The organism is Pantoea sp. KPR_PJ (genome assembly GCF_041386365.1).
In the GTDB taxonomy this organism is placed as follows: Bacteria; Pseudomonadota; Gammaproteobacteria; order Enterobacterales; family Enterobacteriaceae; genus Pantoea.
In genome coordinates, this window is the sequence record NZ_JABMIK010000001.1 from 136,937 (window position 1) to 151,334 (window position 14,398).

Here is a 14,398-nt window from a genome sequence, read left to right on the forward strand (position 1 = left end):
TAGTCGATTACTCAGGGAACCACTTCTGGTTTAGCTGTTGCAGCGTGCCGTTGGTTTTCAGCGTGGCCAGCGCGCCGTTTAGCTTGTTGCGAAGCGCGTCATCGCCTTTACGTACGGCAATGCCCAGCCCGGTTCCAAAATAAGCTTTATCGCTAATGTGCTCACCTACCGGTGCCAGGTCGACATTGGTTTTCAGCCACTGGTTAACCACCGCCGTATCGCCAAAGACTCCGTCAAGACGACCGCTTTTCATATCCAGAATGGCGTTCTGATAGCTATCATAGGCGACGGTAGTGATTTCAGGATGTTTTTCCTGCAAATATTTCTGGTGCGTGGTGCCATTTTCCACGCCGATACGTTTACCTTTGAGCGCGGCGATATCGCTGAATTTGCCCTTGCGTGCGATAACGATGGCGGAGTTCGCGTAGTAGGGCTGGGTGAAATCGACCTGCTTGCTGCGCTCCTCGGTGATATCCATACCGGAGATAACCGCATCGAAGCGGCGGAACTTCAGTGACGGGATCAGGCTGTCGAAAGCGTTATTGGTAAAGGTGCACTCTGCCTGCAGCTGCTGACACAGCGCGTTGGCCAGATCGATATCAAATCCGACAATCTGATTTTCGCGGTTCAGCGATTCAAAAGGGGGATAGGTCGCGGAAGAGGCGAAACGAATTTTATCGGCTGCGTGGGCGCTCACTGCCAGGGTCGCCAGAGCGGCGGCAAGGATCCATTTTTTCATCGGGTAACTCCTGAAACATATGCCAGAGGCGGAACGGGTTACACGATGCCAGTTAATGCATCTTTATGCAATATTTGTGATTAAAAAATTAAAAAGGCGAGCATTGCTCGCCTGGATATTAACTTCTGCGCTCGAATGCCAGCGCGCGCCGTTCTATTAAGCGCATCAGCAACGTCAGCAGTCCGTTCACCACCAGATAGACCAGCCCCGCAGCGGCAAACACCATCACGTCGTAGGTGCGCCCATAAAGCAGCTGCCCGTGACCCATCACCTCCATAAGGGTGATGGTGTAGGCCAGCGAGGTGCCTTTGAACACCAGCACCACCTCATTAGAGTAAGAGGAGAGCGCGCGTTTAAACGCGTAGGGCAGAAGAATGCGCAGCGTATCATTGCGGTTCATGCCCAGCGCGGCACAGGATTGCCACTGTCCTGACGGGATGGCGCGCATCGCGCCGTAAAAGAGCTGTGTCGTGTAGGCGGCGCTGTTGAGTGACAGCGCCAGCATTGCGCACAGCCACGGCTGCGACAGCAGATGCCATAGCCAGGGAATGCTTTGCAGGCTGGGGAACTGGCCGGGGCCATAGTAAATCAGGAAGATCTGCACCAGCAGCGGCGTACCGGTAAACAGGGTGATATAAATTTTCACCAGCGGAGCAAACAGCGGCGTTTTCAGTGACAACACCACGGTAAACAGCAGCGCCAGCACCAGCGCGACCAGTAGCGATGCCACCGTCAGCGTCAGGCTGGTTTGCAGCCCTTTCAGAATCTCAGGCAGGTAGCTCAGCATTAGCTGTTCCCTCGCTCGAAGCGCGTGGTGCGCAGCTCAATACGACGCAGTACCGCCTGACTCAGTAGCGTAATGACCAGGTAAATGGCGGCGGCAATTAAAAACCAGGTAAAGGGTTCCTGGGTACGAGTCGCAATGCTTTTCGTCTGGAGCATCAAATCGTTTACGCTGATCAGCGAAACCAGCGCGGTATCTTTCAGCAGCACCAGCCACTGATTGCCCAGCCCCGGCAGCGCATGACGCCACATCTGCGGCAGGATCAGGCGCAGGAAAATTGCGGACTTTTTCATACCCAGCGCCTGACCCGATTCCCACTGTCCCTGGGGCACCGCTTTCAGCGCACCGCGCAGGGTTTGCGATGCGTAGGCAGAGTAGAGAATAGCCAGGGCAATGACGCCGCAGAGAAAGGGACTCACGTCGAAGTTTTCAATGGCGACCTGCACCGGCAGCTGGAACAGGCCAAAGTTGAGGGTAAAGCCATCGGAGAGCACCAGCAGCAGCTGCGAAGCGCCAAAATAGATAAACAGCACCACCAGAATCTCAGGCAGGCCGCGTATAAGCGTGACCAGCGCCGTGCCAGCCCAGGCCAGCGGTTTGATCCGCAGCGATTCCCAGCCGGCAAAAATCATCGCCAGCACCAGGCCGGCGATCAGGGCGCAAACAGCGAGGCCGACGGTCATTCCGGCGGCGCTGGCGAGAGGATAGAGCTCACTCATTGGTAATTACTGCTGGAACCATTTGCTGTAGATGGTTTTGTAGGTGCCGTCAGCCTTCACTTTTTCCAGCGCGGCGTTAAATTTCGCCTGCAGGTCGGTGTTACCCTGACGCACGGCAATGCCCAGGCCGGTGCCGAAATAGGCTTTGTCAGTAACTTTCTCACCTACCGGGGCCAGATTTGCGTTCTGCTTCAGCCACTCATTGACCACGGCTGTGTCACCGAATACCGCATCAATACGGCCATTTTTCAGATCGAGCACCGCGTTCTGATAGCTGTCGTAAGGGACGGTAGTGATATCACTGTGTTGATCGTTCAGGTATTTCTGGTGCGTGGTGCCGTTCTGAACGCCAACGCGTTTGCCCTTCAGCGCGGCCACATCGGCCACCTTGCCTTTCTGGGCAATAAACAGCGCCGAGTTGTCATAGTAGGGCTTGCTGAACAGCACCTGCTTTTCACGCTCTGGCGTGATATCCATACCGGCCATCACCGCGTCGAAACGGCGGAATTTCAGGCTGGGGATCAGACTGTCAAAAGCCTGATTAGTGAAGGTGCAGGTGGCATCCATCTCTTTACAGAGCGCGTTAGCCAGATCGACATCAAAGCCCTGAATTTTGTTGCTGGAATCCACAAACTCAAACGGAGGATAGGAGGCTTCGGTGGCGAAGCGAATAGTCTGCGCCGCAGAGGCATTCAGGCTCAGACCAGCAAGCAGTGCAGCAAGTACGATTTTTTTCATTAATAGCTTCCTGACTTAGTGCGAAAGATAATGTGCAAACGCATCGGTTTGCGGCTGTGTAAATCGGCTGGCATCACCCTGTTCCACGATATGGCCATTTTCCATATAGACCACACGGCTGGCGGTTTTGCGCGCCACTTCAACTTCGTGGGTCACAATGACCTGGGTGATTTGCGTCTGCGCCAGCTCGCGAATAATGCTGACAATCTGCGCAGTAATTTCCGGGTCGAGCGCGGCGGTCGGCTCATCAAACAGCAGCACCTGCGGCTCCATCATCAGGGCACGAGCAATAGCCACGCGCTGCTGCTGACCACCGGAAAGGTGCAGCGGAAAACGGTCAGCAAATGAGGTCAGGCGCAGGCGTTCCAGCAGCTTGTCAGCTCGGGCGCGCGCCTCGGCTTTGCTGAGTCCCAGCACGCGACAGGGGGCTTCAATAAGATTCTGCACCACGGTCAGATGCGGCCAGAGGTTATATTGCTGGAAGACCATGCCAACATTCTGACGCAGTTCACGGATGGCGGCATCAGAAGGCGTTTTACTGAAGTCGAAGTGATTACCGGCAATTTGCAGGCTGCCTGAGCGTGGTTGCTCCAGCAGGTTAAGCACGCGCAGGAGTGAGCTTTTCCCCGCGCCGCTTGGGCCAAGAAGCACCAGCGTTTCGCCTTGCGGGCAAGTCAGATTGATGTCAAACAGCGCCTGATGCGCGCCGTAAAAGCAGTTAATCCCGTTTAGTTGAATACTCATGCGCAAATTTTGAATAGCCATTAGTGCCGCGAATCTTAACCGCACCAGAATAGTTATGCAAATGAAGTGGGTTAAAATTTATTAAACCGCAGGGAAACCGCTAAAGCGTAGCACAATATCGCGCCGTCTGGCGGTGTGGGAATCAGAGACGCAAAGCCGTCGCGCCACCTGCGGCGCGACGGTGAGCTTGCCACATTACTTACTGGCGTGCTCCAGTGTCTGGCTGAGCGTGCCGCCACCGGGATGGGGCCAGTCAGCAACATAGCGCACGTCATCAACCACCCAGCAGCTTCCTTCATGGATCATCAGCACCTCATCCTGCCAGCTTTTGCCGTCGCGGCTCAAATCAACGCGCAGCGGAATGTTGCGCGCGTCGCGGTTGGGGATGCGTGAGCTGTCCGCGACTTTGGCGGCGGCGGGGCCCTGCGGCAGACTGGAGAAGAGATCGCTGCTGCGCCACTGCGCCGTGGCGTTACCGCCGTGCGTGCTGAGCTGCTGGAGCGTCTGATAAAGACGATCGCTCAGGTAAGGCCGATATTTTGCCAGCTGGTCGCTGCCCGGCAGGCCAGGCGTGGGCTGCTGGATACGCAGATCGTAAAACTGCTGGGCGACGCTGTCTGGCCCGCCGTCAACGCAGGGCGCGGTACGAGGCCCATTGTCCTTAATCACGGGCTCAACCGTGGTACAGGCTGAAAGCAGCAGTGCAGTGGGAATCAGCAGCGCAAAGGCTTTGTTTCTCATCTCGATTTCCTTATTGTTCACTGGCAAAGCGTCATTTTTAGCATAGAGTATAGCCGTGCTTTTTAGTTGAAAGAGCCTTGTCTGCCATTTCACCAGAGGAGAGAACGATGAAATTTTCTACCACGCCTACGCTGGAAGGCCACAGCATCAGCGACTATTGCGGTGTTGTTACTGGCGAAGCGATCCTCGGCGCTAACATTTTCCGCGACTTTTTTGCCGGCATCCGCGATGTGGTTGGCGGCCGCTCCGGCGCCTACGAAAAAGAGCTGCGCAAGGCGCGGGAGATCGCCTTCGGGGAGCTGGAAGAGCAGGCAAAAGCACTGGGCGCAAACGCGGTTGTTGGCATCGACATCGATTACGAAACCGTTGGCAAGGAGGGTAGCATGCTGATGGTGAGCGTCAGCGGTACGGCGGTGATTCTGCGTTGAAGTGGGCGCTGACGGCGCTGGCACTGCTGCTGGCCGGCTGCCAGAGCGATCTGGTGCCGCGTCAGGGTTACTGGGTGGATACCCGGCATCCCGCCTGGGGCGCGCGGCCCCGAATTAAAGTTATTGTTATCCATTATACCGCAGAAGATTTTCCTTCTTCGCTGGCGACGCTGACCGACCGCGACGTCAGCGCGCACTATCTGATCCCTCGCCAGCCGCCGCAGCGTGCCGGAAAGCATGTGGTCTGGCAGCTGGTGCCAGAGCATCAGCTTGCCTGGCACGCCGGACCAAGCTACTGGCGCGGCGCAACGCGTATCAATGACACCTCGATTGGCATTGAACTGGTCAATCGCGGTTATACGCGCACGCTGACCGGGCGCAACTGGCAGCCTTTTACCGAGGCGCAGATCGCCACGCTCAGCGTCATGCTGAAAGATATTGCCCGGCGCTATCACATTGCGCCGGAGAATATCGTTGGCCACAGCGATATTGCGCCGCAGCGCAAGCAGGATCCCGGTCCGCTGTTTCCCTGGCATCAACTGGCGCAGCAGGGAGCAGGAGCCTGGCCGGATGCCTCGCGCGTGCAGTATTACCTGGCAGGAGAGGCGGTAGATAAACCGGCAGAGATAACCCAGGTGCTGTTCGCGCTGGCGCGCTATGGCTATGACGTGAGCGGGGCGATAACGCCGCGTCAGCAACAGCAGCTGATCGCGGCTTTCCAGATGCATTTTCGTCCAGCGGACTATCGCGGTATGCCGGATGCAGAAACCCTGGCGATTGCCAGGGCGCTGGCAGAGAAGTATGGCGACTAACGTTTCAGGAAGGCTTTCCAGTATGCGACCAGCTGCTCCAGCGCGTGGCGATCGACATCCAGATGGGTGACAATGCGGGTGACCGGGCCAATGCTCAGCCGCACGTCGCGCTGAGCAAACCAGCTTTTCAGCGCCTCAACCTGGGCGTCAGGCACCCGCACAAACAGCATGTTGGTCTGCTGATCGACAATCTCCAGGCCCGCCTGGTGCAGCTGCTCACCAAGCCAGGCTGCGTTCTCGTGATCCTCTTTCAGGCGCGCAACATTATGCGCCAGTGCATAGAGGCCCGCCGCAGCCAGGATACCTGCCTGACGCATGCCGCCGCCCGCCATTTTGCGCCAGCGGCGCGCACGTTCAATATATGCCTCACTGCCGCACAGCAGCGATCCCACTGGTGCACCCAGCCCTTTTGACAGGCAGATCGTGAGTGTATCGCAGTTGCGTGCAATCGCCTCCAGCGTGACGTTCTGTGCCACCACCGCGTTAAAGATACGTGCGCCGTCGATATGAAGCGCCAGATTGCGCTCGCGGGTAAAGTCAAAAGCGCGGGCGAGATACGCCAGCGGTAGCACCTTACCGTGATGGGTATTCTCAAGGCTAAGCAGACGCGTGCGGGCGAAGTGGATATCATCCGGCTTGATGGCGGCTGCAACCTGATCCAGCGGTAGCGTGCCATCTTCAGCGGCAAGAATGGGCTGCGGCTGAATGCTGCCCAGCACCGCCGCGCCGCCCGCTTCATATTTATAGTTATGCGCCTGCTGGCCGACGATATACTCGTCGCCGCGCTCGCAATGGCTCAGCAGCGCGACCAAATTAGCCTGGGTGCCGGTCGGAAAGAACAGCGCAGCCGCTTTGCCGCTGAGGCGGGCGGCCTCCGCCTCCAGCGCGTTAACGGTGGGATCATCGCGATAAACGTCATCGCCGGTTTCGGCAGCCATCATCGCCTGCAACATTGCGGCACTCGGCCGGGTTACGGTATCACTGCGTAAATCAATCACGTGACTCTCCTGGGAAAAGCGGGCGTTGCGCCCAATGCGAGGACCAGCAGGCGTCGACGCGGCTGGCTGAAGCAGATAGCAAAGCGTTCAGGCCATCCCTGCATGCCTGACCCACGCCCTTCCTGACGCGGAACGCTTTGCTGTTATCACGGTGCCACCTGCGATTCACACTCTGGCACGCTGAGGTGAAAGTCAACGCCCGCTCTGTTCCTTCTCTTTTACCGCAGCCAGTTGGTTTTCGCCAGCTCCACTACCTCGTCGCCGCGGCCATTCAGAATCGCACGCAGCATATAGAGGCTGAAACCTTTTGCCTGCTCCATCTTGATCTGCGGCGGCATCGCCAGCTCTTCTTTAGCGGTAATCACATCCACCAGCACCGGACCAGGATGGGCAAACGCCTGCTCCAGCGCGCTGTTAAGCGCTGAGGCTTTTTCCACGCGCAGCCCCTTGATGCCACAGGCTTCGGCAATAGCGGCAAAATCAGGATTATCCAGCTCGGTGCCGTCAGTGAGATAGCCGCCCGCTTTCATCTCCATAGCGACAAAACCCAGCACGCTGTTATTGAAAATCACCAGCTTCACCGGCAGCTTAAGCTGCGCGAGGGTAATAAAATCACCCATCAGCATGCTGAACCCGCCATCGCCGCACAGCGCCACTACCTGACGCTGACGATCCAGCGCCTGAGCACCCAGCGCCTGCGGCATGGCATTGGCCATAGAGCCATGGTTAAACGAGCCGAGCAGACGACGACGCCCGTTCATCTTCAGATAACGCGCGGCCCAGACGGTGGGCGTGCCAACGTCGCAGGTGAAAATGGCATCGTCGCTGGCGTAGTGGCTAATCTGCTGCGCCAGGTATTGTGGATGAATGGCCTGTTTATCGTTGGCGTTTGCCAGCTCATCCAGGCCTTTACGTGCGTCAGCATAATGTTCCAGCGCGCTGTCAAGATGGTGACGGTCAGCTTTCTTGTCCAGACGGGGCAGCAGCGCCTGAAGCGTGGGCTTCACCGCGCCCACATAAGCCTGATCGACATGGCAATGCGCGCCCAGGCTGCCGGGATCGATATCGATCTGAATGATTTTTGCCTGTTCAGGGTAGAAGGCGCGATAGGGGAATTTCGTGCCAAGCAGTACCAGCGTATCGGCATTCATCATGGCGTGATAACCCGATGAGAAGCCGATCAGCCCGGTCATGCCAACATCGTAGGGATTGTCATACTCAATGTGCTCTTTGCCACGCAGTGCGTGAACCACAGGGGCTTTGAGCGTTGCTGCCAGTCGCACCACCTCCTCGTGAGCGCCGGCGCAGCCGCTCCCGCACAGCAGCGTAATATTGCCGGCATCATTCAGCGTTTGCGCCAGCTGCGCCAGCTCGCCTTCCTGCGGCTGAATCTGCGGCTGCAGGGGAGGATACCATTCCGCAGAGCCACCTTCAGGGGCGGGCTTCAGCGCAACATCGCCTGGCAGCACAATAACAGACACGCCTCGGTTCAGTATCGCTTTGCGCATGGCGATGCCCAGCACCTGCGGCAGTTGCTCCGGGCTGGAGACCAGTTCGCAATAGTGGCTACATTCGCGGAACAGCTCCTGAGGATGCGTCTCCTGAAAGTAGCCGCTGCCAATTTCGCTGGAAGGGATGTGCGCGGCAATCGCCAGCACCGGCACGCGGTTACGGTGGCAGTCGAACAGGCCATTGATCAGATGCAGGTTGCCGGGGCCGCAGGAACCCGCGCAGACGGCCAGTTCGCCGCTGACGTGCGCCTCTGCGCCCGCTGCGAAGGCCGCCACCTCTTCATGACGCGTTGGCATCCACTCGATGGTGCCCATGCGGTTCAGGCTGTCGCTCAGCCCGTTAAGGGAGTCGCCGGTGACGCCCCAGATTCGTTTGACGCCTGCGTTTTCCAGTGTTTTCGCGATCAGCGCCGCAACGGTCTGTTTCATTTTCCTCTCCTCTGGCAATAAGCCATCTTCCCGATGGCGGACAAAGAAGAAGCCTAGTCGAGGTTTTGCCAGCGCAGCCGTGAAAAAGTGCGCTGTGCGTCAGGCGGAGAAAAAGGCGATAAGCAGCGGTGCCAGCAGGCTCATCACGAATCCATGTACGATGGCGGCAGGAACGATCTCATTGCCGCCTGCGCGCTGGAGTACCGGCAGCGTAAAATCCATCGCCGTCGCACCGCACAGCCCCAGCGCACTGGAGCGATGCCGGGCAATCAGGCCAGGGATGAGCATAATGGCTACCAGCTCACGCAGTAGATCGTTAAAGAAAGCGGCGCTGCCGATAACAGGGCCAAATGACTCCGTCATCAGAATGCCTGAAAGCGAGTACCAGCCAAACCCACTGGCCAGGGCCAGGCCGGTCTTTAGTGGCAGACCCAGTAGCGCGGCGGCAATCGCACCGCCAGAAAGCGCGCTCAGCAGCACCACCACCGAAACCATCATGCCGCGGCGGTTTAGCAGAATCTGACGCAGCGTCATACCGCTGCCGCGTAGCTGCAGGCCCACAAGAAACAGCAGCAGGATCAGCGCATACTCGCTGGCAGTGGCGGCGTGGCGCAGAAAAGAGAGCGGTGTCAGTCCGGCCAGAAAACCCAGCACCACGACACCGCACAGCGTCAGGGAATCAAATACCATGCGCCAGCGTGACGGCAGGGCTTCTTGTTTATGCTTGTGCTGCCAGGGGCAGCGTTTCTCCAGCAGGCGCAGCGCCAGCAGGTTGCAGAGCAGGATGGCCAGCGCGCTGATGAGCGCAATGTGAAACACGCTGAGCAGATTGCGGCTGAGATTGTCGAGAAAAGCGAGGCTGATGCCCATAAAAAACAGGATGATGTAAACCATCCAGCCCAACAGGCGATTGACGATACGCAGTACGGTGGGCTGACGCAGCGGCAATAACCAGCCGATAATCAGCGGCAGCAAAATGATCACAAGTCCTGAATACATAGCAAACAGCGTTTCCCTACGAAAAATTGGCGATAACGCTAGCGAAAAAGAGTAAGAGAGTAAACAGTTACGTGGCAGCGGGGCAGCGACCGGAGGAAACGTCAGTTAACCGCATGTGCGCCAGAGAGAAAAATGCCAGCAGGACGGCTGGCATTTTTTTGCGGAGTGTTCAGAATGGGATGACAGACGTTCAGGCATGCTGCACTGCGTCGACCGGGACGATCAGGCTGGCATGATTGCCTTTCGGGCCCTCATGAACATCAAACTGAACTTGTTGTCCGGCTTTTAGCGTTCTGTAACCATCCATCTGAATTGTAGAATAGTGCGCAAAGATATCTTCGCCGCCGCCGATCGGACAGATAAAGCCGAAGCCCTTGGCGTTGTTGAACCATTTAACAGTACCCGTCTCCATGCTTTTACTTCCCTCGCAAGACATTTTGATAACCAGGTGAGTAATTTAAGCTGTGAGTCGAGTTTGTTTAAAACTCAATCAGCTTGTGTCTGTAGAATGTAGAGAAACGGACTCTGGCGTCAAGCAAACCCCAGGCGTGCATGGAGATAAAATCATCAAAATTTGAGGCAGTTAACGCTATTGCGAATTTTGTGATGCAGGTCGCGCGATGTTTTTTTCAGCAAAAATTAACGTGACGGAAGGGTGCTTGACAGGCGTGTTAAACTCTAAGTACGGATAGCTGATCGTCCGTATCGATGGGCAGAATTTCAACGGAACATTATGGCAAACACTAACGACTGGCTTAACTTTGAACATCTGGCCGAAGATAAAGTGAAGGAGGGCCTCAGGCCGCCTTCGATGTATAAAGTCATCCTGAATAATGACGATTATACGCCTATGGAATTTGTTATTGACGTTCTGCAAAAGTTCTTTTCTTATGATGTTGAACGTGCAACGCAACTGATGCTGAAAGTTCACTACCACGGGAAAGCGATCTGCGGTGTCTTTACCGCTGAAGTCGCGGAGACCAAGGTCGCCCAGGTGAACAATTACGCGCGGGAAAATCAGCATCCATTGCTGTGTACGCTGGAAAAAGCCTGAACTCGCCCTCATATAGTGAAGGTGAGGTTGTCAGAGCGATAATTGGGGGAGGTGCCTTATGCTCAATCAAGAACTGGAACTCAGTTTAAACATGGCTTTCGCCAGAGCGCGTGAGCACCGTCATGAGTTTATGACCGTCGAGCATTTGTTGCTGGCTCTGCTCAGCAACCCGTCGGCCAGAGAGGCACTGGAAGCCTGTACCGTCGATATTGCCGCGCTGCGGCAAGAACTCGAAGCTTTCATTGAACAAACCACACCGGTGCTGCCCGCCATCGAAGGAGAGCGCGATACACAACCCACGCTCAGCTTCCAGCGCGTGTTGCAGCGTGCGGTATTCCATGTCCAGTCATCAGGGCGCAGCGAAGTCGCTGGCGCTAACGTGCTGGTCGCCATCTTTAGCGAGCAGGAGTCGCAGGCGGCTTATCTGCTGCGTAAACATGAAGTCAGCCGTCTCGACGTGGTGAACTTCATCTCCCACGGGACGCGCAAAGACGAACCTGGTCAGGCGCCCCATAACGAGAATCCGGTCAATGAAGAGCAAGCAGGCGGGGAGGATCGTATGGAAAACTTCACCACCAATCTTAATCAGCTTGCTCGCGTCGGCGGAATCGATCCGCTGATAGGTCGCGACAAAGAGCTGGAGCGCACCGTTCAGGTACTGTGCCGCCGTCGTAAAAATAACCCGCTGCTGGTGGGTGAGTCTGGCGTCGGTAAAACCGCCATCGCAGAGGGGCTCGCCTGGCGCATCGTTCAGGGCGACGTGCCGGAAGTGATGAAAGATTGCACTATCTACTCGCTGGATATCGGTTCGCTGCTGGCGGGCACCAAATATCGCGGTGACTTTGAAAAGCGTTTCAAAGCCTTGCTGAAACAACTGGAGCAGGACAACAGCAGCATTCTGTTTATCGATGAGATCCATACTATCATCGGCGCAGGAGCCGCCTCGGGTGGACAGGTCGATGCGGCCAACCTGATTAAGCCACTGCTTTCCAGCGGCAAAATCCGCGTGATGGGGTCGACGACCTATCAGGAGTTCAGCAATATCTTCGAAAAGGACCGTGCGCTGGCGCGTCGCTTCCAGAAGATCGACATCACTGAACCTTCCGTAGATGAAACCGTACAGATCCTGAACGGCCTGAAGCCAAAATATGAAGCGCATCATGACGTGCGTTATACGGCGAAAGCCGTGCGTGCGGCGGTTGAGCTGGCGGTGAAATATATCAATGACCGTCATCTGCCGGACAAAGCGATTGACGTGATTGATGAAGCGGGTGCGCGGGCACGCCTGATGCCTGTCAGCAAGCGTAAGAAAACCATCAACGTGGCGGATATCGAATCGGTAGTGGCGCGTATCGCGCGCATTCCTGAAAAGAGCGTTTCTGCAACAGACCGTGACACGCTGAAAAACCTCGGCGATCGTCTGAAAATGCTGGTGTTTGGTCAGGATAATGCGATAGAAGCGCTGACCGAGGCGATCAAAATGAGCCGCGCGGGTCTTGGCCAGGATCGCAAACCGGTAGGTTCCTTCCTGTTTGCCGGTCCGACCGGCGTCGGGAAAACGGAAGTTACGGTTCAGCTGGCGAAAGCGCTGGGTATCGAGCTGCTGCGTTTTGATATGTCCGAATATATGGAACGCCATACGGTCAGCCGTCTGATCGGTGCGCCTCCGGGCTATGTGGGCTTCGATCAGGGCGGTCTGCTGACCGACGCAGTGATCAAGCATCCCCACGCGGTTGTGCTGCTTGACGAAATTGAGAAAGCGCACCCGGACGTCTTTAACCTGCTGTTGCAGGTGATGGACAACGGTATGCTGACTGACAATAACGGCCGTAAAGCAGACTTCCGTAACGTGGTGCTGGTGATGACCACCAACGCAGGGGTACGTGAAACGGAACGTAAATCCATTGGTCTGATCCATCAGGATAACAGCACCGATGCGATGGAGGAGATCAAAAAGATCTTTACGCCAGAGTTCCGTAACCGTCTCGACAACATTATCTGGTTCCGCCATCTGTCAACGGATGTTATCCATCAGGTTGTGGACAAGTTTATTGTTGAACTGCAGGCACAGCTGGATGCCAAAGGCGTTTCGCTGGAAGTCAGCGACGAAGCGCGCGACTGGCTGGCTGAGAAAGGCTACGACAAAGCGATGGGCGCACGCCCGATGGCGCGTACGGTGCAGGAAAGCCTCAAAAAACCGCTGGCTAACGAACTGCTGTTTGGTTCGCTGGTCGATGGAGGATCGGTTTCGGTGGCGCTCGATAAAGAGAAGAACCAGCTGACCTATCACTTCCTCAGCGCGGAAAAACGCAAAACGGAAGGAACGGTACACTGAGTGCGGTAAGGTAGAAATAGAAAAGGCCAGATGCGAATCTGGCCTTTTTTTTCACCGCCGTCTGACGATGAAAGCGAGAGGTAGCCGCTTAGCGGCTACGGAAGACAATGCGGCCTTTGCTCAGGTCGTACGGGGTCAGCTCAACAGTCACTTTGTCGCCCGTCAGGATGCGGATATAGTTTTTGCGCATTTTACCGGAGATATGAGCGGTAACCACGTGCCCGTTTTCAAGCTCTACGCGGAACATGGTGTTAGGTAACGTATCAAGTACGGTACCTTGCATTTCAATATTGTCTTCTTTGGCCATCGAATCCTCTGGGTGGACTAGCTTTCAGTGAACCGGCAAGATAATGCCGAATTCCATGATTTATGTAAAGAAACGTTGGCAACAAGGCCAACGCTTCGCCGTGCTTCGCGCCAGGCACGAGCATCTCGGTTAAATTCGGGTGTTTATGTGACGTCTGCGGGGGATTAGCGGGCTAAGAATCTGCATCAGTTGGCGGTAACACGCGCTCATCTGAAACAGTTCCGGGAGTGCGTTAGGATTCCCAGCCTGGCAATTCCGGCTCGCCGTTGCGAAGCGCGGACGACATACCAAACGCGACTATTATACCACTTTTACGCCTGATTGTGTGCAAAACATCTGCGCGGGCTTAAAAAAGCGTTTGTGTACGCCAGCAGCCTGCACTGACGGGCTGCCAGGCAAGGGTCTGAAGAGACTGCAAATAGTCGACACGAGGGATCTCCACGGCACCCAGCGACGCGGTATGCGGGTTCAGAACCTGGCAATCCACCAGTTTGCCCTGGTGTTGGACAAAATGCTGGCAAAACACCCAGAGAGCCGTTTTTGAGGCGTTTTCGCGTCGGCTGAACATCGACTCGCCGCAGAAGATTTGCCCAAGCGCCATGCCATACATGCCGCCAGCCAGCTCACCATCCTGCCACACTTCAATGGAGTGGGCATGTCCCAGCTCATACAGCCGCTGCCAGGCACGCTTTACCTCAAAGGTAATCCAGGTCCCCTCCTGGCGATGGGTGGCGCAGCCCTCAACTACATCAAAGAATGCCTGGTTCATGGTGACGCGATAGGGTGAGCGCCGATGAAAGCGCGCCATACTGCGGCTAAGATGGAAAGCGTCTGGCAGCAGAACTGCGCGGGGATCGGGTGACCACCACAGGATGGGGTCGCCAGCCGAGAACCAAGGAAAAATACCATGCTGATAAGCACTGAGCAGGCGGGCAGGGGAGAGATCGCCCCCCATCGCCAGCAGGCCGTTGGGTTCGCGCAGCGCCATTTCAGGCGGAGGAAAGTGAAGGGATTCCCGTGACAGTTGCACCAGTCTCATTGCATCTCTACTCATCAGCTT

The 14,398-nt window shown here is 56.4% G+C and carries 16 protein-coding genes; 4 read left to right on the plus strand and 12 right to left on the minus strand.

Annotation, left to right across the window (positions count from 1 at the left end):
* Nucleotides 1-7 precede the first annotated feature (7 nt).
* From HP564_RS00655 to HP564_RS00680, 6 genes are all read right to left on the minus strand, one after another.
* Complete coding sequence (locus HP564_RS00655) at nt 8-739, minus strand: arginine ABC transporter substrate-binding protein (protein WP_371239218.1); 732 nt, start codon at nt 737-739, stop codon at nt 8-10.
* 118 nt (nt 740-857) lie between these two features.
* Nucleotides 858-1,526 carry an arginine ABC transporter permease ArtM gene (artM, locus tag HP564_RS00660; protein ID WP_371239220.1) on the minus strand — a complete coding sequence of 223 codons (669 nt, stop codon included), beginning with the start codon at nt 1,524-1,526 and terminating at the stop codon, nt 858-860.
* Entirely contained in the window at nt 1,526-2,242 is a 717-nt protein-coding gene (artQ, locus tag HP564_RS00665) for an arginine ABC transporter permease ArtQ (protein WP_371239222.1), read from the minus strand. Before artQ ends, artM begins: the two co-directional genes overlap by 1 nt.
* Nucleotides 2,243-2,248: 6 nt before the next feature.
* The gene (gene artJ, locus HP564_RS00670) at nt 2,249-2,980 is read right to left on the minus strand and encodes an arginine ABC transporter substrate-binding protein (protein WP_371239224.1); all 732 of its coding nucleotides are present in this window, start codon (nt 2,978-2,980) and stop codon (nt 2,249-2,251) included.
* A 15-nt stretch (nt 2,981-2,995) separates the two neighbouring features.
* Nucleotides 2,996-3,724, minus strand: a complete 729-nt coding sequence (gene artP, locus HP564_RS00675; protein ID WP_371239226.1) for an arginine ABC transporter ATP-binding protein ArtP — start codon at nt 3,722-3,724, stop codon at nt 2,996-2,998.
* Between the two features lie 195 nt (nt 3,725-3,919).
* Nucleotides 3,920-4,465: a lipoprotein gene (locus HP564_RS00680; RefSeq protein ID WP_371239228.1), complete on the minus strand. Its 546-nt coding sequence runs from the start codon at nt 4,463-4,465 to the stop codon at nt 3,920-3,922.
* 107 nt (nt 4,466-4,572) lie between these two features.
* Between HP564_RS00680 and HP564_RS00685 the strand changes: the two genes are divergently transcribed.
* Nucleotides 4,573-4,893 (plus strand): heavy metal-binding domain-containing protein, encoded by a 321-nt coding sequence (locus tag HP564_RS00685; RefSeq protein WP_371239230.1) that lies wholly within the window; start codon nt 4,573-4,575, stop codon nt 4,891-4,893.
* Entirely contained in the window at nt 4,890-5,705 is an 816-nt protein-coding gene (locus tag HP564_RS00690; protein WP_371239232.1) for an N-acetylmuramoyl-L-alanine amidase, read from the plus strand. Before HP564_RS00685 ends, HP564_RS00690 begins: the two co-directional genes overlap by 4 nt.
* Here the strand turns inward: HP564_RS00690 and ltaE are convergent.
* The 4 genes from ltaE to cspD form a co-directional block, all read right to left on the minus strand.
* A complete protein-coding gene (ltaE, locus tag HP564_RS00695) occupies nt 5,702-6,703 on the minus strand; it encodes a low-specificity L-threonine aldolase (RefSeq protein WP_371239234.1) in 1,002 nt (333 codons plus the stop codon). The two genes, HP564_RS00690 and ltaE, sit on opposite strands and share 4 nt — an antisense overlap.
* 218 nt (nt 6,704-6,921) lie before the next feature.
* The gene (poxB, locus tag HP564_RS00700) at nt 6,922-8,643 is read right to left on the minus strand and encodes a ubiquinone-dependent pyruvate dehydrogenase (protein ID WP_371239236.1); all 1,722 of its coding nucleotides are present in this window, start codon (nt 8,641-8,643) and stop codon (nt 6,922-6,924) included.
* 99 nt (nt 8,644-8,742) lie between these two features.
* Nucleotides 8,743-9,642 (minus strand): lysine exporter LysO family protein, encoded by a 900-nt coding sequence (locus HP564_RS00705; protein WP_371239238.1) that lies wholly within the window; start codon nt 9,640-9,642, stop codon nt 8,743-8,745.
* 190 nt (nt 9,643-9,832) lie between these two features.
* Entirely contained in the window at nt 9,833-10,054 is a 222-nt protein-coding gene (cspD, locus tag HP564_RS00710; protein ID WP_371239240.1) for a cold shock-like protein CspD, read from the minus strand.
* A gap of 321 nt (nt 10,055-10,375) precedes the next feature.
* On the opposite strand from cspD, the gene clpS reads away from it, so the two are divergent.
* A complete protein-coding gene (gene clpS / locus HP564_RS00715) occupies nt 10,376-10,696 on the plus strand; it encodes an ATP-dependent Clp protease adapter ClpS (RefSeq protein WP_371239242.1) in 321 nt (106 codons plus the stop codon).
* 58 nt (nt 10,697-10,754) lie between these two features.
* The gene (gene clpA / locus HP564_RS00720) at nt 10,755-13,031 is read left to right on the plus strand and encodes an ATP-dependent Clp protease ATP-binding subunit ClpA (protein ID WP_371239244.1); all 2,277 of its coding nucleotides are present in this window, start codon (nt 10,755-10,757) and stop codon (nt 13,029-13,031) included.
* An 88-nt stretch (nt 13,032-13,119) separates the two neighbouring features.
* Here clpA and infA read toward each other — a convergent pair whose 3' ends face one another.
* Nucleotides 13,120-13,338, minus strand: a complete 219-nt coding sequence (gene infA / locus HP564_RS00725) for a translation initiation factor IF-1 (RefSeq protein ID WP_002211347.1) — start codon at nt 13,336-13,338, stop codon at nt 13,120-13,122.
* 346 nt (nt 13,339-13,684) lie between these two features.
* A complete protein-coding gene (gene aat / locus HP564_RS00730; RefSeq protein ID WP_371239246.1) occupies nt 13,685-14,377 on the minus strand; it encodes a leucyl/phenylalanyl-tRNA--protein transferase in 693 nt (230 codons plus the stop codon).
* Between the last annotated feature and the right edge of the window lie 21 nt (nt 14,378-14,398).